The sequence below is a fragment of the Streptomyces sp. NPDC127098 genome, assembly GCF_042722465.1.
GTDB lineage: Bacteria > Actinomycetota > Actinomycetes > Streptomycetales > Streptomycetaceae > Streptomyces > Streptomyces millisiae.
The window spans coordinates 1-25,540 of the sequence record NZ_JBHXFJ010000035.1 but is presented as its reverse complement, the minus strand read 5'-3'; the positions used below and the strand labels follow the sequence as shown (position 1 = coordinate 25,540).

General features: G+C 73.0%; 13 protein-coding genes, 1 tRNA gene, 1 rRNA gene and 1 pseudogene. 3 read left to right on the top strand and 13 right to left on the bottom strand.

Going from position 1 to position 25,540, the window contains the following annotated elements; all coding sequences use genetic code 11:
* Window positions 1-11: 11 nt before the first annotated feature.
* The gene (locus ACFWI8_RS21820; RefSeq protein ID WP_387094100.1) at window positions 12-1,550 is read left to right on the top strand and encodes an FAD-dependent monooxygenase; all 1,539 of its coding nucleotides are present in this window, start codon (window positions 12-14) and stop codon (window positions 1,548-1,550) included.
* A gap of 25 nt (window positions 1,551-1,575) precedes the next feature.
* On the opposite strand, the pseudogene recX reads toward ACFWI8_RS21820, so the two are convergent.
* The 3 genes and pseudogenes from recX to ACFWI8_RS21805 form a co-directional block, all read right to left on the bottom strand.
* Window positions 1,576-2,289, bottom strand: a pseudogene (gene recX, locus ACFWI8_RS21815) (recombination regulator RecX); the annotation flags it as partial.
* The gene (recA, locus tag ACFWI8_RS21810; protein WP_387094097.1) at window positions 2,184-3,320 is read right to left on the bottom strand and encodes a recombinase RecA; all 1,137 of its coding nucleotides are present in this window, start codon (window positions 3,318-3,320) and stop codon (window positions 2,184-2,186) included. The pseudogene recX and the gene recA, both read right to left, overlap by 106 nt.
* A 176-nt stretch (window positions 3,321-3,496) precedes the next feature.
* Window positions 3,497-3,691 carry a DUF3046 domain-containing protein gene (locus tag ACFWI8_RS21805; protein WP_311600656.1) on the bottom strand — a complete coding sequence of 65 codons (195 nt, stop codon included), beginning with the start codon at window positions 3,689-3,691 and terminating at the stop codon, window positions 3,497-3,499.
* A gap of 81 nt (window positions 3,692-3,772) precedes the next feature.
* Here ACFWI8_RS21805 and ACFWI8_RS21800 point away from each other — a divergent pair, with 81 nt between their 5' ends.
* Entirely contained in the window at window positions 3,773-8,482 is a 4,710-nt protein-coding gene (locus ACFWI8_RS21800; protein ID WP_387094093.1) for an ATP-dependent helicase, read from the top strand.
* A 49-nt stretch (window positions 8,483-8,531) separates the two neighbouring features.
* Here the strand turns inward: ACFWI8_RS21800 and ACFWI8_RS21795 are convergent, their stop codons facing one another.
* From ACFWI8_RS21795 to ACFWI8_RS21760, 8 genes are all read right to left on the bottom strand, one after another.
* Window positions 8,532-8,939, bottom strand: a complete 408-nt coding sequence (locus ACFWI8_RS21795; RefSeq protein WP_387094090.1) for a helix-turn-helix domain-containing protein — start codon at window positions 8,937-8,939, stop codon at window positions 8,532-8,534.
* Between the two features lie 95 nt (window positions 8,940-9,034).
* Complete coding sequence (locus tag ACFWI8_RS21790) at window positions 9,035-9,604, bottom strand: CinA family protein (protein ID WP_387094087.1); 570 nt, start codon at window positions 9,602-9,604, stop codon at window positions 9,035-9,037.
* Window positions 9,594-10,262, bottom strand: a complete 669-nt coding sequence (gene pgsA, locus ACFWI8_RS21785; RefSeq protein ID WP_387094084.1) for a CDP-diacylglycerol--glycerol-3-phosphate 3-phosphatidyltransferase — start codon at window positions 10,260-10,262, stop codon at window positions 9,594-9,596. Before pgsA ends, ACFWI8_RS21790 begins: the two co-directional genes overlap by 11 nt.
* Window positions 10,259-11,779, bottom strand: coding sequence for a 30S ribosomal protein S12 methylthiotransferase RimO (gene rimO, locus ACFWI8_RS21780; protein ID WP_387094081.1), 1,521 nt, complete (start codon window positions 11,777-11,779; stop codon window positions 10,259-10,261). The genes pgsA and rimO overlap by 4 nt, the downstream gene beginning before the upstream one ends.
* An 88-nt stretch (window positions 11,780-11,867) precedes the next feature.
* Window positions 11,868-12,689 carry a helix-turn-helix domain-containing protein gene (locus ACFWI8_RS21775; RefSeq protein WP_387094078.1) on the bottom strand — a complete coding sequence of 274 codons (822 nt, stop codon included), beginning with the start codon at window positions 12,687-12,689 and terminating at the stop codon, window positions 11,868-11,870.
* Between the two features lie 120 nt (window positions 12,690-12,809).
* Complete coding sequence (locus tag ACFWI8_RS21770; RefSeq protein WP_387094076.1) at window positions 12,810-15,572, bottom strand: DNA translocase FtsK; 2,763 nt, start codon at window positions 15,570-15,572, stop codon at window positions 12,810-12,812.
* Between the two features lie 80 nt (window positions 15,573-15,652).
* Entirely contained in the window at window positions 15,653-16,327 is a 675-nt protein-coding gene (locus ACFWI8_RS21765; RefSeq protein WP_387094073.1) for a response regulator, read from the bottom strand.
* Between the two features lie 412 nt (window positions 16,328-16,739).
* Window positions 16,740-22,307: a HAMP domain-containing protein gene (locus ACFWI8_RS21760; protein WP_387094070.1), complete on the bottom strand. Its 5,568-nt coding sequence runs from the start codon at window positions 22,305-22,307 to the stop codon at window positions 16,740-16,742.
* Between the two features lie 241 nt (window positions 22,308-22,548).
* Here ACFWI8_RS21760 and ACFWI8_RS21755 point away from each other — a divergent pair, with 241 nt between their 5' ends.
* A complete protein-coding gene (locus ACFWI8_RS21755) occupies window positions 22,549-25,158 on the top strand; it encodes a SpoIIE family protein phosphatase (RefSeq protein WP_387094068.1) in 2,610 nt (869 codons plus the stop codon).
* Between the two features lie 53 nt (window positions 25,159-25,211).
* On the opposite strand, the gene ACFWI8_RS21750 is transcribed toward ACFWI8_RS21755, so the two are convergent.
* Both ACFWI8_RS21750 and rrf read right to left on the bottom strand, forming a co-directional pair.
* Window positions 25,212-25,284 (bottom strand) — tRNA-Thr (locus tag ACFWI8_RS21750).
* Between the two features lie 5 nt (window positions 25,285-25,289).
* Window positions 25,290-25,406, bottom strand: a 5S ribosomal RNA gene (rrf, locus tag ACFWI8_RS21745).
* Window positions 25,407-25,540: the final 134 nt, after the last annotated feature.

The window sequence follows — 25,540 nt, the reverse complement described above, 5'->3', positions numbered from 1 at the left end:
TTGTGCTGCCCGTGATCATTGCCGGCGCGGGCCCGATCGGGCTCGCGCTGGCGCTTGCCCTTGCCGGGCAGGGCGTCCCCTCCGTGATACTCGACGGCGGAGAGGGACCGGCCCCCAGACGCCTCGCCCGCAGCTGCGTGCTCCCGCCCGACCTGTCCAGGTGGGCGGCGCTGCCGGGTCTCGCCCCGGACACCGGGGTGTGGGCGGCGTGGCGCACCACCGTCCGGGGGCGCGCCGTCTTCCGCCACGAGTTCCCCGGAGGCGGGGCGCCACGGCATCTGCCCCAGCACGTCCTCGAGGGCGCCCTGCGGGAGGCCGCGGGGCACGAGGAGCTGATCAGGATCGCGGCCGGGCACCGGCTGACGGACCTGGAGCAGCACGACCGCGAGATCCTGGCCCACACCGTGCGCCGGGCCCCCGAGGGCCAGCGCGGCCAGGCGAGGACCTTCCGCGGCAGCTACCTCGTCGGCTGCGACGGGGCTCGCTCCACCGCCCGCAAGCTGCTGGGCATCGCCTTCCCCGGCCGCACCGGCGTCGAGCGCTACGCGGTGGCGGCGCTCCGCGCCGAGCTGCCCTGGCCGGGCGAGGCCGGGCTGCACCGCGGGGTGCCGCAGGCCGAGGTCATCACCAGGCCGCTGGCCGGCGACCAGTGGCGGCTCGACTGGCCGCTGCCACCCGACGGCGCCCTGGTCACCCCGGACGCCATGCTGGAGCGGGTGCACGCCACGCTCACCGCCTGGCACGACGGCGAACTCCCGCCCTACGAACTGCTGGACGCGGGCGTGCACGTCTGCCACCAGCGGCTGGCCCGCCGCTGGCGCGCCGGGCGCGCCTTCCTCGCGGGGGACGCGGCGCATCTGCTGGGCTCTCTCGGCACCCAGCAGGTCGCCGAGGGGCTGCGGGACGTGGACAACCTGGCGTGGAAGCTGGCCATCGCCTGCCGGGAGGGCGACGCCGAGGCCCTGCTCGACAGCTACGAGGCCGAGCGCCGCACCGCCGTCGCCGACCGGCTGCGGGCGGTGGACCAGGCGCTGCCTCTGGTGCGCGGCGGAGGGCTCACCGGACGCCTCGCCGGGCGCGCTCGGGGGCGGCTCACCCTGCTCGCCGACGCCCACCTGGGCCGTGGCGCGCTGGGGACGCCCGCCGGCTATCCGGCGTCACCGCTGGCCAGCCCCGCGCCCCGGGCCACCCCGGCCGACCCGCCAGGCACCCTGGTCGACGACGTTCCGGTGACCACCCTGAACGGCACTCAGGGCTGGCTCAGGGAGCGGCTCGGCGGCCCACTGCTGCTGGTGCTGACGGCCCCGGGCTCCCGCGTGTGGGACGCGCGGCACTGGCTGACCGCCGGCCTCATGCCCCGGCTGGCGGCGGCGGTCGGCACCCTGCCGCTGCCGGCGGAGCTGATGGTCACCGAGGAGTATCCGGGGGTCAGCGCCCACACCCTGCTGGTCGTCCGCCCCGACGGGCACCTGGCCGCCGCGCTGCCGGGCACGGACCTGGCAGGTCTCGCCGAGTGCGGACGGGTCCTGCGCGGCGCCACCGGGGCCTGAGGCCCTTCCGGGCGCCCCCGCCGGGTCAGAGGCCGCCCCCCAGCAGCTCGGCCTCCTCGCCCGGGTCCTCCCCCTCGGCGGCCAGGGCCTCCCTGACCACCCGCAGGGCCATGCCCTCCGGGTAGCCCTTGCGGGCCAGCACCCCGACGAGGCGCCGCAGCCGCCGGTCGCGGTCGAGGCCCCGGGTGGCCCGCAGCCGGCGCTCCACCAACGCCCGGGCCGTCTCCTCCTCGCGCTCGGCGTCAAGTCGACCGATCGCCTCGTCGATGGAGGGGGAGGCCACCCCCTTGGTGCGCAGCTCACGCGCCAGGGCCCGCCGGGCGAGCCCCCGCCCGTGGTGCCTTGACTCCACCCAGGCCGCCGCGAAGGCGGCGTCGTCGATCAGCCCCACCTCCTCGAACCGGTCGAGGACCGCCGCCGACACCTCCTCGGGCACCTCCCCGGCGCGGAGCGCGTCGGCCAGCTCCCGCCGTGTCCGCGGAGTCCCGGTGAGCAACCGCAGGCAGATCGCCCGCGCCCGCTCCTCCGGGCTCCTCGGGGGGTGCGGTGGCCCTGCCCCGGCCCTCGACGCGGCAGGGCCACCGCCGTCTTCTTCTCCCGCGCCCTCCGGCCAGTCGGTGCGCCGGGTCACCGTCAGCTCTTGGCCGCGGCGGCCGCGGGCTTGGCCTTCCCACCCTTGGCGGGCGTGGGCGAGGCGACGGCGGCCGGGGCGGCGGCCGGAGCGGCCGCGGTGCCCGCCGCGTCCTTGCCGGGCTCGCCCTCGGGCACCTCGGTCCTGGGCCCGATGCCCAGCTTCTCCTTGATCTTCTTCTCGATCTCGTTGGCCAGGTCGGGGTTGTCACGCAGGAAGTTCCGCGCGTTCTCCTTGCCCTGCCCCAGCTGGTCGCCCTCGTAGGTGTACCAGGCGCCGGACTTGCGGATGAAGCCGTGCTCGACGCCCATGTCGATCAGGCCGCCCTCGCGGCTGATGCCGATGCCGTAGAGGATGTCGAACTCGGCCTGCTTGAAGGGCGGGGCCACCTTGTTCTTGACGACCTTGACCCGGGTGCGGTTGCCCACCGCGTCGGTGCCGTCCTTCAGGGTCTCGATGCGGCGGATGTCGAGCCGCACCGAGGCGTAGAACTTCAGCGCCCGGCCGCCCGTGGTCGTCTCGGGCGAGCCGAACATCACGCCGACCTTCTCGCGGAGCTGGTTGATGAAGACGGCCGTGGTCTTCGACTGGTTGAGCGCACCGGTGATCTTCCGCAGGGCCTGGCTCATCAGTCGGGCCTGGAGGCCGACGTGGGAGTCGCCCATCTCGCCCTCGATCTCGGCGCGCGGCACCAGGGCCGCCACCGAGTCGATGACGATCAGGTCGAGAGCGCCGGAGCGGATCAGCATGTCGGTGATCTCGAGCGCCTGCTCGCCGTTGTCCGGCTGGGAGAGGATCAGCTGGTCCACGTCCACGCCCAGCTTCTTGGCGTACTCCGGGTCGAGCGCGTGCTCGGCGTCCACGAAGGCGACCGTGCCGCCGGCGCGCTGCGCGTTCGCCACCGCGTGCAGGGTCAGGGTCGTCTTTCCCGAGGACTCCGGGCCGAACACCTCGACCACCCGGCCGCGCGGCAGCCCGCCCACGCCGAGGGCCACGTCGAGGGCGGTGGAACCGGTGGGGATGACCTCGACCGGTTCGTCAGGACGCTCGCCCAGGCGCATCACGGCGCCTTTTCCGAACTGCCGCTCAATCTGTGCGAGAGCGGCGTCCAACGCCTTCTCGCGGTCCGTACCTGCCATGGGTGCCACCCGGTCCGTCTGATTCGATCGCTTCACATCCACGGACGCTAGCGCCCGCCACTGACAATCGAGGACCGGGACGCCGTTCCGCACCCCCATAAGAATGGCTGTTCGATTTTCGTGTCAAGCGACCGGCCCGGTCTGTGGACAACCGGGAAAATGCCTGTTCAGCGCCATCACCGCAGGTGCGAGGGCACGTCCATGGCCACGCAGACTCCCCGCCAGACCTCCTTGGCGCTCCAGCCGGCGGCCAGCGCCTCGTTCACCGTCTTTCCCCCGAGCTCGGCCATCACGTGGTCCCGAGCGAAGGAGTCCGCGTAGGCAGGACCGAACTGCTCCGCCATCCGCTGCCAGAAGTCCGTCAACCGCATACCCCCAGTATCCCGCCGGCGCCGAGGGTGCCCGAAGGTCCCCGGGACCGACTGTCGGTGCCGGGTGTCACGATGAGGGACATGGACGGACATGCGGCATCGGGGGCGGAGGCGGCGCTCGACGGGTTCTCGCCGGCCACCAGGGCGTGGTTCGGCCGAGCCTTCCACGCGCCCACGGCGGCGCAGGTGGGAGCCTGGCAGGCGATCGCCGAGGAGTCGGACGCCCTGGTCGTCGCGCCGACCGGCTCGGGCAAGACGCTGGCCGCCTTCCTCGCCTCGCTCGACCGGCTGGCGGCCACCCCGCCGCCCGCCGAGCCGCTGAAGCGCTGCCGGGTGCTGTACGTCTCCCCGCTCAAGGCGCTCGCCGTCGACGTGGAGCGGAATCTCCGCAGCCCGCTCACCGGCATCCGGCAGGAGTCGGTCCGCCTCGGCCTCCCCGAGCCGGATATCCGGGTCGGCATCCGCACCGGCGACACCCCGGCGGCCGACCGCCGCGCCCTGGCCCGCCGGCCGCCCGACATCCTGATCACCACCCCGGAGTCGCTGTTCCTCATGCTCACCTCGGCCAGCCGCGAGGCGCTGGCCGGCGTCGAGACCGTGATCCTGGACGAGGTGCACGCCGTCGCCGGCACCAAGCGCGGCGCGCACCTGGCCCTCTCCCTTGAGCGGCTCGACGCGCTGCTGCCCAGGCCGGCCCGGCGGATCGGGCTCTCCGCCACGGTCCGGCCGGTGGACGAGGTGGCCAGGTTCCTCTCGCCGCAGCGCAAGGCGAGGATCGTCCAGCCGCCGTCCGGCAAGGAGTTCCAGCTCTCGGTGGTGGTGCCCGTCGCCGACATGGGCGAGCTCGGCGGCTCCCCCGTGCCCGACGCCCCGGGCCCCGGCGGCGGCCCCGGCGGCCCGCCGTCCATCTGGCCCTCCGTCGAGGAGCGCATCGTCGACCTGGTGCTCGCCCACCGCTCCACCATCGTCTTCGCCAACTCCCGCCGCCTCGCCGAGCGCCTGTGCAACCGGATGAACGAGATCGCGCACGAGCGCGCCACCGGCGAGCCGCTGCCCGAGGAGCACTCCCCCGCCGCGCTCATGGGCGGCTCGGGGGCCGCCAGGGGCGCCCCCGCGGTCCTGGCCAGGGCGCACCACGGCTCGGTCTCCAAGGAGCAGCGCGCCCTGATCGAGGAGGACCTGAAGGCGGGCCGGCTGCCGGCCGTGGTCGCCACCTCGAGCCTGGAGCTCGGCATCGACATGGGCTCGGTGGACCTGGTGATCCAGGTCGAGTCCCCGCCCTCGGTGGCCTCCGGGCTCCAGCGGGTCGGCCGCGCGGGCCACCAGGTGGGCGCCGTCTCGGCCGGCGTGGTCTTCCCCAAGTACCGGGGCGATCTCGTGCAGTCGGCCGTGGTCACCGAGCGGATGCGGGCCGGCGCCATCGAGGCGCTGCGGATCCCGGCCAACCCGCTGGACGTGCTGGCCCAGCAGTTGGTCGCGATCACCGCGATGGACACCTGGGACGTGGACGAGCTGCTGGCCCTGGTGCGGCGCGCGGCGCCGTTCGCGGCGCTGCCGGAGTCCGCCTACCACGCGGTGCTCGACATGTTGGCCGGTCGCTACCCGTCGGACGCCTTCGCCGAGCTGCGTCCCCGGCTCGTCTGGGACCGGGTGGCACACACCGTCGCCGGCCGCCCGGGGGCCCAGCGGCTGGCCGTCACCTCGGGCGGCACCATCCCCGACCGCGGTCTGTTCGGGGTGTTCCTGGCCGGCGCCGACCCGCGCCGGGGCGGTGGCCGGGTCGGCGAGCTCGACGAGGAGATGGTCTACGAGTCCCGGGTGGGGGACGTCTTCACCCTCGGCACCACGTCCTGGCGCATCGAGGACATCACCCGGGACCGGGTGCTGGTCACGCCGGCTCCCGGGGTGCCAGGCCGGCTGCCGTTCTGGAAGGGCGACCAGTTGGGCCGTCCGCTGGAGCTCGGCCGCGCGATCGGCGCGTTCGTGCGCGAGCTCGGCGCCCTGTCCCCGGAGGCCGCCAGGGAGCGGCTGGCCGCCGCCGGTCTCGACGACTGGGCCGTGGACAACGTGCTGGGCTATCTCGGCGAGCAGCGCCAGGCCTGCGGACATGTCCCGGACGACCGCACCATCGTCGTCGAGCGGTTCAGGGACGAGCTGGGCGACTGGCGCGTCGTGGTGCACTCCCCCTTCGGCGCCCAGGTGCACGCCCCGTGGGCCCTGGCGCTCGGCGCGCGGCTCGGTGAGCGCTTCGGCATGGACGCCCAGGTGCTGCACGCGGACGACGGGATCGTGCTGCGGCTGCCCGACGCCGAAATGCTGGCCGCCGAGGCCGGCCTCGACCCGGGGGGCCCGGTCTCGGGGGCCGGGGACGCGGCGTTCGACGACGGCCAGGCCCCGGTCGGCGCGGGGGACGTGCTGTTCGACCGGAGCGAGGTCGACGACCTCGTCACCGACCAGGTGGGCGGCTCCGCCCTGTTCGCCTCGCGGTTCCGCGAGTGCGCGGCCCGCGCGCTGCTGCTCCCCAGGCGCGACCCCGGTCGGCGCACCCCGCTGTGGCAGCAGCGCCAGCGGGCGGCCCAGCTGCTCTCCGTGGCCTCCGAGTTCGGGTCCTTCCCGATCGTGCTCGAGGCGGTCCGCGAGTGCCTGCAGGACGTGTTCGACGTGCCGGGCCTCGCCCAGCTGATGGGGGACATCCAGGCCCGCCGGGTGCGGCTCGTCGAGGTCACCACCCGCGAGCCCTCGCCCTTCGCCCGCTCCCTGCTGTTCGGCTACGTCGCCCAGTACCTCTACGAGGGAGACTCCCCGCTGGCCGAGCGGCGCGCCGCGGCACTCTCCCTGGACTCACGGCTGCTGGCCGAGCTGTTGGGGCGGGCCGAGCTGCGCGAGCTGCTCGACCCCGAGGTGCTCGCCGAGCTGGAGCGGGAGCTGGGCTGGCTGACCGAGGAGCGCCGGATCTCCGGCGTGGAGGGCGTCGCCGACCTGCTGCGGGTGCTCGGCCCGCTGACGGACGCCGAGCTGACCGTCCGGGGCGCCCGCCCCGAGTGGGCGGCGGAGCTCGCCGCCGCCCGGCGCGCGCTGCGGGTGCGGATCGCCGGCGAGGAGCACTGGTGCGCCATCGAGGACGCCGGCCGGCTGCGGGACGCGCTGGGCGCCGCGCTGCCGGTGGGGGTGCCGGAGGCCTTCACCGAGCCGGTGGCCGATCCGCTGGGCGACCTGCTGTCCCGGTACGCCCGCACCCACGGCCCCTTCACCTCGGCCCAGGCCGCCGCCCGCTTCGGGCTCGGCACGGCCGTGGCGGACGGCGCGCTGCACCGGCTGGCCGCGGCGGGCCGTCTGGTGCAGGGCGAGTTCAGGCCGGGCGAGGCCGGCCAGGAATGGTGCGAGCCCGGCGTGCTACGGCGCCTGCGGCGCCGTTCCCTGGCCGCCCTGCGGCAGGAGGTCGAGCCGGTCCCGCCGGCCGCTCTGGCGGCCTTCCTGCCGCGTTGGCAGCACCTCGCCGGGCCGGGCGGAGCCGGCGAGCTGCGCGGCATCGACGGCCTGGTGCGGGCCGTCGAGCAGCTGCAGGGCGCCCCGGTGCCGGCGTCGGCGCTCGAGCGCCTGGTGCTGCCCTTCCGGGTGCGGGGGTTCGCCGCGCCGCTGCTCGACGAGCTGACGGCCTCCGGCGAGGTGGTGTGGGCCGGTGCCGGGGCGCTGCCCGGCAAGGACGGCTGGGTCTCGCTCTACACGGCGGACGCCGCCCCACTGCTGCTGCCGCCCCCGCTGCCGCTGGAGCTCGGCCCCCTGCACCGCGCCGTCCTCGCCACGCTGGCCGGCGGCTACGGGCTGTTCTTCCGGCAGATCGCCGAGCAGGTCCTGGCGGCCGGCGAGGAGGCGTCGGACGCCGCCCTGGCCGACGCCCTCTGGGACCTGGCCTGGTCGGGGCGGCTGACCAACGACACCATAGGACCGCTGCGCGCGCTGCTCGGCTCGGGCCGCACCGCCGGCGCCACCGCGCACCGCGCCCGCCGGGCCACCCCCCGCGGCCGCTACGGCGCCCTTGCCGTCGGCACCGGCCACGCGCGGCGCCCCACGGCGTCCAGGAGCGGGCCGCCGACCGTCTCGGGCCGCTGGTCGCTGCTGCCGCCGCGTGAGGAGGACCCGACGCTGCGCGCCCACGCGCTGGCCCGCACCCTGCTCGACCGGCACGGGGTGGTGACGCGCGGCGCCGTGGCGGCCGAGGGCGTGCCGGGCGGCTTCGCGGCCGCCTACCGGGTGCTCGCCGCCTTCGAGGAGAGCGGCCAGGCCAGGCGCGGCTACGTGGTCGAGGGGCTCGGCGCGGCCCAGTTCGCGATGGACGGCGCGGTGGACCGGCTGCGGGCGATCGGCTCGGCAGCCGAGTCCGCCGCCCCCACCGCCGGCGGCCGGCGCGCGGTGCTGCTGGCCGCCGCCGACCCGGCGAACGCCTACGGGGCCGCGCTGCCCTGGCCCGAGCCGCCGCGGGGCGCCGGGCACAAGCCGGGCCGCAAGGCGGGCGCGCTCGTCGTGCTGGTGGCGGGCGAGCTCGCGCTCTACCTGGAGCGCGGCGGGCGGTCGATGCTCGCCTGGGCGCCCGAGGGCCCGGCGGAGGTCGTCGAGGAGGCGCTGCGGCCGGCCGCCGAGGTGCTGGCCGCGGCGGCGCGCGAGGGCGCGCTCGGCACGCTGACGGTGGAGCGGGTCAACGGCTCCCCCGCACTCTCCGAGCCGCTCTGGGTCCGGCTGCTCGAGAGCGCCGGCTTCCACGCGACGCCCAAGGGGCTGCGTCTGCGGGCATAGGGAAATACTCGACCGGCCCGCCGGTGCGGGCGACGGGCCGGGTGATGGATCAGGCGGCGACGACGTCCACGGCCTCGGCCGGGGCCTTGATCGTGACGCGGTCGTCGGGACGGTGGGTCACGGAGGTGACCCGCACCGGGTTGAGCATGGGGCGCTCGGCCAGACTCCGGCCAGAGGGCACCCCGAGGGACGGCACCGTGTCGCTCGCGGCGGACTGGGCCAGCTCCGCGAGTGCCAGCTCGTCGCTGACCTCCCGCATCAGCTCCGACATCCGCAGGTCCAACGCGTCGCAGATGGCGGCCAGCAGCTCGGATGAAGCCTCCTTCTGCCCACGCTCCACCTCGGAGAGGTATCCGAGCGAGACCCGGGCTGAGGAGGACACTTCGCGCAGGGTGCGGCCCTGATGTTGGCGCTGCCGACGCAGCACGTCACCCAACAGGCGACGGAGCAGGATCATCGGTGGCTCCCTCCTCGGACCGTTGGCCTCGCTTGCTTCATGCCCCACCGTACCGCCTCGGACTCCAACCGCGCGGGGAGCGATGTCTTGTTCACTCAGGGCTGCAAACATCCATCGTCTCCGTTCTGTTCCGTATCCTGTGCCGCCCGCGGGCCCCGGTGCCCGTGCTGAACCAGCTCGTTCCGCAGCAGGACGAGGGCCGCCCGCACGCTCTCCGCGCGGATCGTCGACCTGTCCCCCCGCAGGTTGAGCCGTTGGGCCACGACTCCCCCGGTTCCGGGCGCCGAAACCGCCACATAGACGGTTCCCACGGGCTGGCCGTCCTGCGGCTCGGGGCCGGCCACCCCCGTGGTCGCGACGCCCCAGTCGGCGCCGAGCAGCCCCCGCACCCCGCTGGCCAGCTGCCTGGCCACCTCGGCGTCCACGGCGCCGCGCTCGGCGAGCAGGTCGCCGGCCACCCCGAGCACCTCGCGTTTGACGGCCGTGGCGTAGGCCGTCACGGAGCCGATGAAGGACCGCGAGGCGCCGGGCGCCGCGGTCAGCGCCGCCGCGACGAGGCCGCCGGTCAGCGACTCGGCGGCCGCGACCGTCTCCCCACGGCGGTTCAGCAGCTCGAGCACCTGCTCGGCGACGGCCGGCTCCACGGCCGAGAGGTCACTGCCCACCGGAGCGCTCCCTGGCGAGCCCGGCCCGGCGCAGCACGACCGCCTGCCGCACGTAGTCGAGGCCGGTGACCACGGTCAGCGCGACGGCCGCCGCCATCGCCCACCAGCGCAGGGTGGCCAGCGGCCCGGTCAGCGACAGGATGTACATCCCGACCGCCACCCCCTGGGCCAGGGTCTTAAGCTTGCCGCCCCGGCTGGCCGGGATCACCCCGTGTCTGATCACCCAGAACCGCAGCGCCGTGATCCCCAGCTCGCGCACCAGGATCACCACCGTCACCCACCAGGGCAGGTCGGACAGCACCGACAGGCAGATCAGCGCCGCGCCCATGATCGCCTTGTCCGCGATCGGGTCGGCGATCTTGCCGAAGTCGGTGACCAGGTTGTGCCGCCTGGCGAGCTCCCCGTCGAAGAGGTCGGTGATCATGGCCACGGTGAAGGCGGCCCAGGCCAGCGACCGCCAGGCCGGGTCGTGCCCGCCGTCGGCCAGCATCAGCAGCACGAAGCCGGGCACCAGCAGCAGCCGCACCATGGTGAGCACGTTGGCGATGTTCCACAGGCTCGCCGCCGGCTGCCCCGGGCGACCGCCGGGCGCCGGCGGGCCCTGGCGGGGGTCGACCGCACGGCCCTTGCCGGCGGCCGAGGTCGGCGTGTCCGTCATCTTCCGCCCTCCGCGGCGGTGCCGACGACGGCCGGCAGCGCCACGGCGACGAGATCCACGCCCTGCGCGGTGACGATCTCGGTGTCCACGAAGTCCCCGACCCTGGGCGTGACCGCGCCCGCCTCCGGGGCGGTGACCAGGATCTGGCCGTCCGTCTCGGGCGCCTGGTGCTCGCCGCGCCCCACCGCGACCACGTCCCCCTCGACGCCGTCCTCCGGCTCCACGGACTCGATCAGGACGCGGGACCGCTCGCCCACCCGCTCCTCGGCGCGCTGCCCGATCAGCTCCTCAGCCAGCTGGGTGACGTGGGCCAGCCGCTCGGCCACCACCTCGGGCGGGTTCTTCTCGGCGTAGCCGGCCGCCTCTGTGCCCTCCTCGTCCGAGTAGCCGAAGACGCCGATGGCATCGAGTCTGGCCGCGGTGAGGAAGCGTTCGAGCTCCGCGAGGTCGTCCTCGGTCTCGCCGGGGAAGCCGACGATGAAGTTGGAGCGCACGCCGGCCAGCGGTGCCTTGCTCCGGATGGTGTCCAGCAGGTCGAGGAAGCGCTCGGTGTCGCCGAAGCGCCGCATGGCGCGCAGCACGCCGGGCGCCGAGTGCTGGAAGGACAGGTCGAAGTACGGGGCGACCTTCTCGGTGCCGGTGAGCACGTCGATCAGCCCGGGCCGCATCTCGGCCGGCTGCAGGTAGCTCACCCGGATCCGCTCGACGCCGTCGACGGCGGCCAGTTCGGGCAGCAGCGTCTCCAGCAGGCGGATGTCGCCGAGGTCCTTGCCGTAGGAGGTGTTGTTCTCGGAGACCAGCATGATCTCTCTGACGCCCTGCTCGGCCAGCCAACGGACCTCGCCCAGCACGTCGGAGGGCCGCCGTGAGATGAATGAGCCGCGGAAGGACGGGATGGCGCAGAAGGTGCACCGCCGGTCGCACCCGGAGGCGAGCTTCACGGACGCCACGGGCCCGCCGCCCAGGCGCCGCCGCAGCGGGGCCCGCGGCCCGGACGCGGGGGCGACCCCGACCGGCAGGTCGGCGATGGCGGCCGTGCCGTGGCCGGGCAGGGCGACGTCCGCGCTCTGCCGCTCGGCGGGGCTGATGGGCAGCAGCTTGCGCCGGTCGCGCGGGACGTGCGGGGCGTGCACGCCGCCGGAGAGGATGGTGCGCAGGCGCTCGGAGATGTCGGCGTAGTCGTCGAAGCCCAGCACCGCGTCGGCTTCGGGCAGCGCCTCGGCCAGCTCCTTGCCGTACCGTTCCGCCATGCAGCCGACGGCCACCACCGCGCGGGTGCGCCCGGCGCCCTCGCCGGGCGCTGACTTGAGCTCGCTGGCCTCGAGCAGGGCGTCGACGGAGTCCTTCTTGGCGGCCTCCACGAAGCCGCAGGTGTTGACGACGGCGACCTCGGCGTCGGCGGCGTCGTCCACCAGCTCCCAGCCGTCCGCGGCCAGGCGCCCCGCCAGCTCTTCCGAGTCCACCTCATTACGGGCGCAACCAAGGGTGACCAGGGCGACGGTACGGCGATCGGACATGGGGTCAGCCTACTTTGTCCCGGCCACGCCGCCCGCCGGGGCCGGGCTTCCCGGCCCTGGGCCCGGGCCGGCCGCGCCGGCGGGGGCCTCACCCCTCCTCGGGGTCGCCCGGGGTGTAGGTCAGGCGCTGGACCTGGCCCGTCTCGAAGTCACTGTCGATGTCCTTGCCGTTGACGCGCAGCGAGACGACCCCGGCGTTGCCGAGCACCACGTCGATCTGCTCGTCGTCGGTGAAGATCTGCGAGTCCCCGTCCTGGAGGACGCCCTCGAAGATCAGTTCACCGTTTCCGTTCTTGGCCGAAACCCAGCTGGAGCCGCCCTCGACGGTGGCCTGGACCGTCACCTTGTCGTCGGGCGCGGCCGCCACCGCGCTCTCCGACGGATCGGGCTCCTCCTCCGTGACCTCCTCCTGCGGCTCGCCGCCGGGCTCGGGCTCCTCCTCGGGCGAGGCGCCGGGCGTCGAGGCGCCCTCCGCCACCGCGCCGGGGTCGGCCTGGTCGCTCCCGCTGAAGAAGGTGAAGCCCACGAAGCCGATGACCGCGACGATCGCGGCCACCATGGCGGCCGTCCAGTTAGGCCGGCGCGGCTCGGGACGGATCCGCTCGGCCTCGAACAGCGGCCCGGACGAGAGCGTGGGCGGCGGCTGCTCGCCCTGCTGCTCGTTGTAGAGCGCGATCACCTCAGCCGGATCGAGACCCACCGCTCGCGCGAATGTGCGAATGTGCCCGCGTGCGTAGACGTCGCCACCACATCGGGAGAAGTCGTCCCGTTCGATGGCCTGCACGATGGGGATACGCACACGCGTGGCCGCGCTGACCTCGTCCACGGTCAGTTTCGCGTCGACGCGCGCCTGTTGGAGGGTACGACCGACGGAAGGCCGGTCCTCGGCTGAGGGGTTGCCATTGGACACGGGGGCGCCTTTCGAGCGTGAGCCACGTGCTGTGCTTATAAGTCTAGGGGCGGCGCAAAGGGAACGAGCAACCGGGCCGACCTGAATTGTGGGCCAACAGGATGGTCCTCTTGCCGCCACCTAGCCGGGAGTCTCCCCCCGGATCAGCGCGAGCACGCCATCCAGCTCGTCCGGCTTGACCAGCACGTCCCTGGCCTTCGATCCCTCGCTCGGGCCCACCACGCCACGCGACTCCATCAGGTCCATCAGCCGCCCCGCCTTGGCGAAGCCCACCCGCAGCTTCCGCTGCAGCATCGAGGTCGAGCCGAACTGCGTGGAGACGACCAGCTCGGCCGCCTGGCACAGCAGGTCGAGATCGTCCCCGATGTCCTCGTCGATCTCCCGCTTCCTGCCCGAGGAGACCGTGACGTCGTCCCGGAAGACCGGCGCCATCTGCTCCTTGCAGTGCGCGACGACCGCCGCCACCTCCTCCTCGGTGACGAACGCGCCCTGCATCCGGACGGCCTTGCTCGCGCCCATCGGCAGGAAGAGACCGTCGCCCTTGCCGATCAGCTTCTCGGCGCCCGCCTGGTCGAGGATGACGCGGCTGTCGGCGAGCGAGGAGGTGGCGAACGCCAGCCGCGACGGCACGTTCGCCTTGATCAGACCGGTGACCACGTCCACGCTCGGCCGCTGGGTGGCCAGCACCAGGTGGATCCCGGCGGCCCTGGCGAGCTGGGTGATCCGGACGATCGCGTCCTCCACGTCGCGCGGGGCCACCATCATCAGGTCGGCCAGCTCGTCCACGATGACCAGCAGGTACGGGTAGGGCGCCAGCTCGCGCTCGCTGCCGGGCGGCGCCGTGACCTTGCCGGCGCGCACCGCCGCGTTGAAGTCGTCGATGTGCCGGTAGCCGAACGCGGCCAGGTCGTCGTAGCGCAGGTCCATCTCGCGCACCACCCACTGCAACGCCTCGGCGGCCCGCTTGGGGTTGGTGATGATCGGGGTGATCAGGTGCGGGATGCCCTCGTACGCCGTCAGCTCCACCCGCTTGGGGTCGACCAGCACCAGACGCACGTCCTCCGGGGTCGCCCGCATCATCACCGAGGTGATCAGGCAGTTGACGCAGGACGACTTGCCAGAGCCGGTGGCGCCGGCCACCAGCAGGTGCGGCATCTTGGCCAGATCGGCCGTCACATAGCCACCCTCGACGTCCTTGCCGAGCCCGACCACCAGCGGGTGGTCCTCGCCGACCGCGTCCGCGGTGCGCAGCACGTCCCCCAGGTTGACCATCTCGCGGTCGCTGTTGGGGATCTCGATGCCCACGGCCGACTTGCCGGGGATCGGGCTGATGATACGGACGTCGGGGCTGGCCACCGCGTAGGCGATGTTCCTGGCCAGCGCCGTGATCTTCTCGACCTTCACCGCGGGGCCGAGCTCCACCTCGTAGCGGGTGACCGTCGGCCCCCGGGTGAAACCGGTGACCCGGGCGTCCACCTTGAACTCGGTGAAGACGGTGGTCAACGACTCCACCACGGCGTCGTTCGCGGCGCTGCGGCTGCGACCCGGGCCACCGCGCCGCAGCAGTTCGAGCGAGGGCAGCGCGTAGGTGATGTCGCCGGAGAGCTGGAGCTGTTCGGCGCGCGGCGGCAGCGGCTCAGCCGGCGCCGGCGTGCTCTTGGTCAGGTCGGGGACGGTGCTCCCACCGGCCGGCGCGCCCGGACCGGCCTTCCGGGGCGCCACCGGCTCCACGACCGCCTGGGACGCCTCGTCCGCCGGCTCGCCGTCGGCGTGGTCGTCGCGCTCCTCGCCCTTCGCCCGGGAGCGGCGCGCGCCGGCCGAGACACGGCTGCTGAGGTCGGCGACCAGCGGCGAGGGCTGCACCCCGTGCAGCACCGCACCGTCCAGCGAGGCGGCGGCAGCGGCCGCCACGTCGACCGGGTCGGCCCCCTCGGACGAGCGGCCGGTGGACCGCCGCGAGCGCCGCCGGGACTCGAGCGCGGCCCGCTCGGCCCGCTCCTGACCGTCCTCCTCGGGGGCGGGGACGCCTCGGGCGGCCGGCCGCTCGTCGTCGTCCCAGTAACGCTCGGGGGTGAAGCCGTCGTCGCCGCCACGCTCGTGCCGCGGCCGGTCGTCCGTCAGCAGGCCGAGGCGGATGGCGCCCTCGCGCAGCCTCCTGGGGATCGCGTTGACCGGCGTCGCGGTGACCACGAGCAGCCCGAAGACCGTCAGCAGCACCAGCAGGGCCACGGCCAGCGGCTCACCCATGGCCAGGATCAGCGGCCGGGAGGCGATCAGACCGAGCTGACCGCCGGCGTTCCGCACCGCCTGCTCGCCCTCGCTGGCGCCCGGGGCGCCGGCGGCGACGTGCACCAGGCCGAGCACGCCGAGCAGCAGCGCGCTGAGCCCGATCACGATCCGCCCGTTGGCCTCCTCCTTCTCCGGATGCCTGATCAGCCGCACGGCGATGTATCCGAGCACCAGCGGGAAGACCAGGTCGAGCCGGCCGAGCGCGCCGGTGACCAGCATCGTGACCAGCTCGCCGACCGGACCTCGGAGGTTCGACCAGGTGCCGGCCGCGATCACCAGCGTGAGGCCGAGCAGCAGCAGCGCGAGGCCGTCCTTGCGGTGGGCGGGGTCGAGCCCCTTGGCGCCCCGCCCTATGCCACGCAGCAGCGCGCCGACCGGGTGCGCGATGCCCAGCCACACGCCGCGCAGCACACGCACCACGATATTGGGCGCCGGCGCCGGTGGCTTGGCCGCGGCCTTCTTCGCCGGCGGCTTCCGCGCCGCGGCCTTCTTCGCCGGCGCCCGCTTGGCCGGCGCCGACTTCCTGGCCGCTCCCCCGCCGCTCTGCCCGGCGCGCGCGTTCTGGGGACCCTTGCCGGACGTACGTGAGGCCATGAGGGTGAGGTTACCCGGCTCTCACCGCCGGGGCACGGACCCCACGCGCCCCTGAGACGCCGTCAGACCCGCCATCGCCCCTACGCCGAAGGGTCGCCCGGCGCCGCCCCACCTGCTCCCGGCTGCAACGCGTCGAGCGCGCTCCGCAGACCGGCCAGCTTCCGCTCCAGGTGGGCGGCCGTCGACACCGCGGCCCCGCCACCGGACTCGGCCAGTTCCTTGGACAGCACCTCGGCCTGCTCCTCCACCGCGGCCAGCCGCGCCGACAGCTCCGGGAGGAGACCGCCCGACCCCCGCTCGGAGTCGGACTGCGCCTGCCCGCCGTCCAACTCGAGGCGCAGCAGTGCCGCCTGCTCGCGCAGCTGCACGTTCTTCATGTGCAGGTCGACGAAGACCGACACCTTGGCGCGCAGCACCCACGGGTCGAACGGCTTGGAGATGTAGTCCACCGCGCCCGCCGCATAGCCGCGGAAGGTGTGGTGCGGGCCGTGGTTGATGGCCGTGAGAAAGATGATGGGGATGTCGCGAGTGCGCTCACGCCGCTTGATGTGTGCCGCGGTCTCGAAGCCGTCCATGCCAGGCATCTGGACGTCAAGCAGGATCACCGCGAAGTCCTCTGTGAGCAGCGCCTTGAGCGCTTCCTCCCCTGACGATGCCCGGACCAGCGTCTGATCGAGCGCCGAGAGAATCGCCTCGAGCGCCAGCAGATTCTCGGGCCGGTCATCGACCAGGAGGATCTTGGCCTTCTGCACCATGGCCCGTCCTCCTCGCCCCTGCGACGCCGCCGAGCGTCGCCGTTGTGGACGGCAACCTCAGCCGCCCGGTCCTATGCCGGACATGTTGGCATCCACGCCGGCATCGATGCCAGCGAGCCCGGCCCGCCGCGCACTGCACGCGGTGGATTCCGGGGGCCCTCGCGTCGTTGCGAGAAGCCGAACCCCTCCGGCCCAACCCCCGCTTCACCAGGAAACCCTCCGGCCACTCGTCCAGCGGCCAGAAACGCAAGGCGCCCAGTGATCAGCGCATTGCGCTGCGTCACGATACCACGCACACCCGAGACCGGCGAACCCGTCCGGCCGCGACGGGCCACCCCTGTGATCCGCCACGCCCATACCCGAAACGCCCGCGCGAGCCGGGGAGTTCCCGCCGGCCCGCGCGGGGCGCGGATCAGGCCGGCCCCTCCATCCACTCGCTCATGACGCCCAACAGGTGGTCGGTGTCGACAGGCTTGGTGACGTGGGCGGACGCGCCGGCCTCCATGCTCTTCTCCTCGTCGCCCTTCATCGCCTTCGCCGTCAGCGCGATGATCGGCAGCCCCGAGAACTGCGGCATCCGCCGGATCGCCGCCGTCGTCGCATAACCGTCCATCTCCGGCATCATGATGTCCATCAGGACCAGCGCGATGTCCTCGTTGGACTCCAGGACCTCGATGCCCTCCCGCCCGTTCTCGGCGTACAGCACCCGCAGCCCGTTCTGCTCCAACACACTGGTCAGCGCGAACACGTTGCGCACGTCGTCGTCGACGATCAGCACCTTCCGGCCCCGGAAGTCCCGGAAGGCGTGGCGCCGCGCCTGCTCCTGGTCACCCGCCGCCTCGGCCACCGCCTCCTGCCGGTCCCGCCGCTCCGCGGCCTGCGCGCCGTTCTCCGCGAACCGCTCGCGGTGCCGCCGGGTCAGCGACTCGGCCGCCCGCTCCGCCGCGATCGACGCCTTGCGGCTCTCCCGCTCCCGGTCGGCCGCCGTGCCGAACACGGCGCCGCCCCCGGCGGAGGGACCGGGCGGCAACGCCCGCGGCCCCTCGGCACCGCCGCCTTCGGGCGCCGCCTCGGCCGCCGCGTCCTCCTCGGACGACTCGACCCGCGGCTCCGCGGCCGCCAGCGTCCCCGGCGTCAACTGCCCGTAGCCGGGCGGCGGCAGCTCCGTCGGCTGCAACGGCAGGAACAGCGTGAACGTCGAACCACGCCCCGGCTCGCTCGCCGCGTGGATCTCCCCGCCCAGCAGCCGAGCGAACTCCCGGGAGATCGACAGGCCGAGCCCCGTGCCCCCGTACTTCCGGCTGGTCGTGCCGTCCGCCTGCTTGAACGCCTCGAAGATCACCCGCATCTTGCTGGCCGCGATGCCGATCCCGGTGTCCGAGACCGCGAACGCCACCAGCGGCGCGTCCGCCGTCAACACCGAGCCGTTCTCCAGCATCTGCTGCCGGATCTCGTCCGGCACCTCGCCGCCCGCCGGCCGGATCACCAGTTCCACCGAGCCGGTGTCGGTGAACTTCACCGCGTTCGACAGCAGGTTCCGCAACACCTGCAACAGGCGCTGCTCGTCCGTGTGCAGCGTCGCCGGCAGCTCCGGCGACACCCGCACCGAGAACTCCAGGTTCTTCTCCGCCGTCAACGGCCGGAACGACGCCTCGATGTAGTCCACCAGCTGCACCAGGGCGATCCGGGTCGGACTCACGTCCATCTTCCCCGCCTCGACCTTCGACAGGTCGAGGATGTCGTTGATCAGCTGCAACAGGTCGGAGCCCGCCCCGTGGATCGTCTCCGCGAACTCCACCTGCTTTGGCGACAGGTTCGACTCCGCGTTGTCCGCCAGCAGCTTCGCCAGGATCAGCAGCGAGTTCAACGGCGTCCGCAGCTCGTGCGACATGTTCGCCAGGAACTCGGACTTGTACCGCATCGAGACGGCCAACTGCTCGGCGCGCTCCTGCAGTCCGCGCCTGGCCTCCTCGATCTCCGAGTTCTTCACCTCGATACGCCGGTTGGTCTCCGCCAGCAGGTCCGCCTTCTCGCGCAGCTCCGCGTTCCGGTCCTGGAGCTCCTTGCGCTGCTCCTCCAGCTCGCCGGTCTGCTCCTGGAGCCGCTCGGCCAACTCCTGCGACTGCTTCAGCAGCATCTCCGTCCGGGTGTTCACGCTGATGGTGTTGACGCTCGTCGCGATCATCTCGGCCATCTGCTCGAGGAAGTCCCGCTCGATCTGCGTGAACGGCTTGAACGACGCGAGTTCGAGCACGCCGAGCACCCGGTCGGTGAACTGCACCGGCAGCACCACCCCGTGCACCGGCGGTGCCTCGCCCAGCCCCGAGGAGATCTTCAGATAGCCCTCGGGCGTCGGCCCGAACAGGATCATCCGACGTTCCTCGGCCGCCGTGCCCACCAGCGACTCGCCCGGCCGGAACGACATCCCGTGCGCGCCGGCCGCGTAGCCGTAGGAACCGATCATCCGCAGCTCGTAGCTGCCGTCCTCGACCGGCCCCGCCACCACGTCCAGGTCACCGTCGGCCGGCACCGAGAGGAAGAACGCGCCGTGCTGCGCCGTGACCGTCGGCACCAGCTCGCTCATGATCAGGCTGGCCACGTCCTTCAGGTCGCGCCGCCCCTGCATCAGCGCCGAGATCCGGGCCAGGTTGCTCTTGAGCCAGTCCTGTTCCTTGGTCTTCAGCGTGGTGTCGCGCAGGTCGGTCACCATCCGGTTGATGTTCTCCTGCACCACCAGGATCTCGCCGGCCGCGTCCGTGTCGATCCGCACGCTGTGGTCGCCCCTGGTCACGAAGTTCGCCACCCGGGCGATGCCCCGCACCTGACGGGTGAGGTTCCCCGCCATCTCGTTCACCGAGTCCGTGAGGTCCTTCCAGGTCCCCGCCACGCCAGGCACCAGCGCCTGACCGCCCAACTGCCCCTCGATGCCCACCTCACGGGCCACCTTGGTGACCTGGTCGGCGAAGAGCGACAGCTGGTCGACCATCGTGTTCAGGGTCTCCTTGAGCTCCAGGATCTCCCCGCGCGCGTCGATGTCGATCTTCTTCGTCAGATCGCCCTGCGCGATGGCCATGGTGACCATCGTGATGTTGCGGACCTGCCCCGTGAGGTTGGACGCCATCTCGTTCACGGAGTCGGTCAGGTCCCGCCAGGTGCCGGAGACCCCGGGCACCTCGGCCTGGCCGCCGAGCTGGCCCTCGGTGCCCACCTCGCGCGCCACCCGCGTCACCTCGGCCGCGAACGACGACAGCTGGTCCACCATCCGGTTGACGGTGTCCGCGAGCTGCGCCACCTCGCCGCTGGCCTCCACGGTGACCTTCTTGGTCAGCTCGCCGTCGGCCACGGCCATGGCGACCTCGGAGATGTTCCGCACCTGACTGGTCAGGTTGGCCGCCATCAGGTTGACGTTGTCGGTCAGGTCCTTCCACGTGCCAGAGACGCCCCGCACCTGCGCCTGACCGCCGAGCCGGCCCTCGGTGCCCACCTCGCGCGCCACCCGCGTCACCTGGTCCGCGAACGAGGACAGCTGGTCCACCATCGTGTTCACCGTGTTGACCAGCACCAGGATCTCGCCCTGGGCGTCGACCGTGATCTTCCTGGTCAGGTCGCCCTCGGCCACCGCGGTCGTGACGTCCGCGATCTGACGCACCTGCAGCGTCAGGTTGTTGGCCATGCCGTTGACGGACTGGGTGAGGTCCTTCCAGGTGCCGGCCACGCCGTCCACCTTCGCCTGGCCACCCAGTCGGCCCTCGGTGCCCACCTCGCGGGCGACCCGGGTCACCTCCTCGGCGAAGGACGACAGCTGGTCCACCATCGTGTTGAGGGTGTCCTTCAGCTCCAGGATCTCGCCCTTGGCGTCCACCGTGATCTTCTGCGACAGGTCACCGCGCGCCACCGCCGTCGCGACCTGGGCGATCGCCCGCACCTGGTCGGTCAGGTTGGAGGCCATGCCGTTCACCGAGTCCGTCAACGCGCGCCACGTGCCCGCCACCCCGGACACCTGTGCCTGGCCGCCGAGCCGCCCGTCGGTTCCCACCTCGCGGGCCACCCGCGTCACCTGCTCGGCGAACGAGGACAGCTGGTCCACCATCGTGTTCACGGTGTTCTTGAGCTCGAGGATCTCGCCCCGCGCGTCGACGTCGATCTTCTGCGAGAGATCGCCCCGCGCCACCGCCGTCGTCACCTGCGCGATGTTCCGCACCTGCCGCGTCAGGTTCGACGCCATCTCGTTCACCGAGTCGGTCAGCGCCTTCCAGGTGCCGGAGACGCCCTCGACCTGCGCCTGACCGCCAAGACGGCCCTCGATGCCCACCTCGGTGGCCACCCGCGTCACCTGGTCCGCGAACGACGACAGTTGCTGGACCATCCGGTTGACCGTGCTCTTCAGCTCCAGCATCTCGCCGGACACGTCCACGGTGACCTTCTGCGAGAGGTCGCCGTTGGCCACCGCCGTCGTCACCTGCGCGATGTTGCGGACCTGCTCCGTCAGGTTGCGGAACGCGGTGTTCACCGAGTCCGTCAGGTCCTTCCAGGCCCCGGCCACCCCCAGCACCGACGCCTGACCGCCCAGCACGCCCTCGTCGCCGATCTCCCGCGCCACCCGGGTGACCTCGGACTGGAACGACGACAGCTGGTCCACCGTCCGGTTGACGGTGTTCTTCAACTCCAGCATCTCGCCACGGACGTCGACGGTCACCTTGCGCGACAGGTCGCCGTTGGCCACCGCCGAGGTGACCTGCGCGATGTCCCGAACCTGCGCCGTGAGGTTGCGGAACGCCGTGTTGACCGAGTCCGTCAGGTCCTTCCACGTGCCGGCGACGCCCTGCACCCGCGCCTGGCCCCCCAGGGCGCCCTCGGTGCCGATCTCCGTCGCCGTGCGCGTCACCTCGTCCGCGAACGCGCGCAGCGTCTCGGTCATGCCGTTGATCGTGTCCGCGAGCTGGGCGAACTCGCCGCGCGCCCGCACCGTGATCCGCTGCGTCAGGTCACCGTTGGCCACCGCCGTCGTCACGTGCGCGATCTCACGCACCTGCGCCGTCAGGTTCGCGGCCATCGAGTTCACCGAGTCGGTGAGGTCCTTCCAGACCCCGTCCACCCCGTCCACCCGCGCCTGCCCGCCGAACACACCCTCGGTGCCCACCTCGCGGGCGACCCGGGTCACCTCCTCCTGGAACGAAGAGAGCTGGTCCACCATGCCGTTCACGGTGTCCTTCAGCTCCTGCATCTCGCCGGCGACGTGCACCGTCACCTTGCGCGACAGGTCGCCGTTGGCCACCGCCTTGGTCACCTGGGTGATGTCACGCAGCTGCGCAGTCAACCGCAACGCCATCGTGTTGACCGAGTCCGTCAGCTCCCGCCACGGCCCGAACATCCCGCGGTCCTCGGCCTGACCGCCCAGCTTGCCCTCGGTGCCGACCTCGCGCGCGATCCGCGTGACCTCGTCGTGGAACGCGGAAAGCTGGTCGACGAGCCCGTTGACCGTGCGGCTCGTCTTCAGGAACTCGCCGCGCAACGGCCGCCACGTGCCCTGCCGGTCCCCCGGCACCCGCAGCTCCATCCGCTGCCCGAGATCGCCGTCCTCCACGGCCGAGAGCACCCGGCCCACCTCGGACAGCGGCCCCGTGACGTCCTCCACCAGGCCGTTCACATCGTCGATGGCCTTGCCCCAGGCGCCCTCGCAGACGCCCGGCTCCAGCCGCTCGGTCAGCCGGCCCTCCCGGCCGACCATCCGGCGCACCCCGGCCAGCTGACCCGTGACGTGCAGCCCCCGGTCCGCCACCTCGTTGTACACCGCGGCGATCTCGGCCATCGGCCCGTCGCCCGTGACCGTCAACCGCTTGCGCAGATTGCCGTCTCGCATGGCCTCCAAGGCCGAGAGCAGCCGGTTCAGGGCCACGGCGTCGACTTCGACCGTTCCGCTGCCCCGCGACCTCCTCGTTCGCGCACGCGTGCCGGCGCGCGCCGCTGCTCCCTCAGACACCACTGTGTCCCTCCCGCAGGATCGACCGTTCCACCCGGGCTTTCGCGTCGGGCCATCCCAGTGTTTCACTCTCCACGGACCGGGCGATAACAGTTCGGCAGCATCGCATAGCACTGTTTTCCCGGTCCGGGGGAAATCATCGGATGCGCCGTCCAAGGTGGCCGCCGACGTCAGTAACCTGGCTTCCGGCCGGCCATGCGGCGCCAGGCCAGAAACGAGCAAGCTTCTTTGGGGGAGTGACGTGATCACCGCGCGAGCTGCGGCCACCTTCGAGCCGGTTGGACGCTCGGTCGCGACCGCGCGGGGCTTCGTCCGGGACACCCTCCAGGGGTGGGGCCTGGCCGACCTCATCGAGGACGCCGTGGTGCTCACCAGCGAGTTGGTCACCAACGCCGTGGTCCACGCGGGCACGACCGCCGAGGTCCGCTGCCTGCGCGACAAGGAAGGCGTCCGCATCGAGGTCGTCGACCGCCACCCCGAGCGCGAGCTGCCGATGGCCGAGGTCTCCCGGGGCCAGCTCGACCTCAACAGCGAGGGCGGCCGCGGCCTGCTGCTGTGCGCCGCGCTCGCCGCCCGCTGGGGCGTCGACTACACGCCGTCCGAGAAGTGCGTGTGGTTCCGTCTCGACCAGCAGGTGCTGCCCGTCGGCACCCGCTCGGCCGGCCCCGTGCTCCCCGACGAGGCCCTGCCCGTCAGCGAGACGAGGGTCCGGGTCGGCGTCGTCCAGGTCGACCGCACCGACACCATCACCGTCTGGAACGAGGACGCCGCCGAGCTCTTCGGCTACCGGGCCGACCAGGTCGTCGGCAAGCCGCTCGCCGACCTCGCCGCCTGGCCCCAGACGCCGGGCACCGGCACCGGCATCGCCGAGGCGCTGGCGCTCTCCCGCTGGGAGGGCAGCTACGGGCTGCGCGACTCCGAGGGCCGCACCGTCCCCGTCTACGCCTGCCACCTGCGCGTCCGCGACGCCAAGGGCGACCCCTCGACCGTCTGTCTGATCGTCCGCGACCAGGAACGCGCCATCCTGCAGAGCCCCATCCGGCTGCCCCTGCAGTCCGGCGGCGAGGGCCTCGACCGCGGCCACGGCGACCCGCTCGACGCACTCATCGGCTCCCCGCCCCCCGACGACCTCGACAGCCTGCTCCAGCGCACCGTCGAGCGCGCCAGGGACATGCTCGACGGCGACGCCGCCTTCCTGCTGCTCGCCACCGACGACGAGACCGAGCTCGAGGTGCGCGCCACCACGGGCCTCCCGTCCGCCCGGCAGCGCTTCGCCCGCGTCCCCGTCGAGACCGGCAGCGGGCGCTACGGATCCGCCCGCATGCCCTCCGTCCACGACGACCTGGTCGGCGCCCCCGGCGCCGTCCCGCTCCTCACCGGCACCGGCATGCACGCCGTGGTCACCGTCCCCCTCAAGGTCGAGGGCCGGCTGACCGGTTCGCTCGGTGTCGCCTCCGAGACGCCCGGCCGCTACAGCAACGAGGAGGCGCTGCGCCTCCAGTTCGCCGCCGACCGGATCGCGCTGGCCGTCGAGTCCGCCCGTCTGACCGAGCTCGAGCGGCTGCGCCGCGGCTCGCTCGCCTTCCTCGTCGAGGCCTCGGAACTCCTCGCCGGCACCCTCGACCGCAACCAGACCCTGGCCCTGATGGCCCAGATGACCGTGCCCACGCTGGCCACCTGGTGCGCCGTCTACACCGTCCCCGAGCCCGGCTCGGAGCCCGTGCTCTCCTACGTGCTGCACGAGGACGAGGACCGCATCGACGGCATCAAGGCGCTCCTGGAGCGCGTCGAGCCGCCCGACCCGGACATCGCGCTCGGCGTGCGCCCCTGGCAGGCGCCCTCCGAGGCGGCACGCAGCACCGCGCTGCGCACCTCGCTCCGCAGCCTCGGCCTGGGGCGGCTCCCCTCGGAGTCCGAGCCGCCCGGCATCAGCCTGAGCACCGCGGCGGCCGTGGGCGGCGAGACCATCCTGCTGCCGCTGATCGCCCGCAACCGGGTCATCGGCCTGCTGGCCCTCGGCAAGCCCACCGACGAACGGTTCCGCCAGGACATCCTGGAGCTCGCCGAGGACCTGTCACGGCGTGCGGCCCTCGCGCTGGACAACGCCCGGCTCTACAGCGAGCGCACCGCCATCAGCCAGTCCCTGCAACGCAGCCTGCTGCCCCCGGAGTTGCCGGAGATCGACGGCGTCGACGTGGAGGTCATCTACCGCGCCGCCGGCGAGGGCAACGAGGTGGGCGGCGACTTCTACGACGTCTTCCCCATCCGCGAGGGCGCCTACGGCTTCGCCATCGGGGACGTCTGCGGCACGGGGCCGCTGGCCGCGTCGGTCACCGGCCTCGCCCGGCACGCGCTGCGGCTGCTGGCCCGGGAGGGGCTCGGCGGTCCCGCCGTTCTGGAGCGGCTCAACACCGCCATTCTCGAAGAGGGGCCGCGCGGCCGCTTTCTGACGCTGCTCTACGGCGAACTGTGGCCGAAGCCCGAGGGCGGCGCGCTCCTCAAGATGGTCTGCGCGGGCCACCCGCTGCCGCTGCGGCTCACCCCGGACGGCCGCGTGGAGCCGGCCGCCAGCCCGCAGCCGCTGCTGGGGGTCATGGACGACCTGGAGTTGTTCGAGCAGAGCATCACCCTCGACCCGGGTGACGTGCTGCTGTGCGTCACGGACGGCGTCACCGAACGCCGGGAGGGCACGCGGATGTTGGGCGACGACGGCCTCGCGGACGTGCTCGCCCCCTGCACCGGTCTCACCGCCGGCGCGGTGGCCGCGCGGGTGCTGCGCGCCGTCGAGCGATTCGCCCCCAACCCGCCCTCGGACGACATGGCCATCCTGACCCTGCGGATCCCGGAATAGCAGAAAGGCCCCCGCCGAATGGCGGAGGCCTTTCTGATGATTCAGTACTGCGGAGCCCCAAAACGGAATCGAACCGTTGACCTTCTCCTTACCATGGAGACGCTCTGCCGACTGAGCTATTGGGGCGATATGTCCGGCGGCGACCTACTCTCCCACACGGTCCCCCATGCAGTACCATCGGCGCTGGCAGGCTTAGCTTCCGGGTTCGGAATGTAACCGGGCGTTTCCCCACCGCCATGACCACCGGAACCCTACAAGGGCACCTTCACGCTGGTCATACAGCGAATTTCACAGTGGACGCGAGCATCTATGGACAAGCCCTCGGCCTATTAGTACCGGTCAACTCCACCTCTCACAAGGCTTCCATCTCCGGCCTATCAAC

Excerpts from the sequence above, each read along its gene's own strand:
- ACFWI8_RS21770 (WP_387094076.1), bottom strand. The coding sequence starts at position 15,572 with ATGGCCTCACGTACGTCCGGCAAGGGTCCCCAGAACGCGCGCGCCGGG.
- rimO (WP_387094081.1), bottom strand. The coding sequence starts at position 11,779 with ATGTCCGATCGCCGTACCGTCGCCCTGGTCACCCTTGGTTGCGCCCGT.
- recA (WP_387094097.1), bottom strand. The coding sequence starts at position 3,320 with ATGGCAGGTACGGACCGCGAGAAGGCGTTGGACGCCGCTCTCGCACAG.
- ACFWI8_RS21765 (WP_387094073.1), bottom strand. The coding sequence starts at position 16,327 with ATGGTGCAGAAGGCCAAGATCCTCCTGGTCGATGACCGGCCCGAGAAT.
- ACFWI8_RS21795 (WP_387094090.1), bottom strand. The coding sequence starts at position 8,939 with ATGATCCTGCTCCGTCGCCTGTTGGGTGACGTGCTGCGTCGGCAGCGC.
- ACFWI8_RS21805 (WP_311600656.1), bottom strand. The coding sequence starts at position 3,691 with ATGCGGTTGACGGACTTCTGGCAGCGGATGGCGGAGCAGTTCGGTCCT.
- ACFWI8_RS21800 (WP_387094093.1), top strand. The coding sequence starts at position 3,773 with ATGGACGGACATGCGGCATCGGGGGCGGAGGCGGCGCTCGACGGGTTC.
- pgsA (WP_387094084.1), bottom strand. The coding sequence starts at position 10,262 with ATGACGGACACGCCGACCTCGGCCGCCGGCAAGGGCCGTGCGGTCGAC.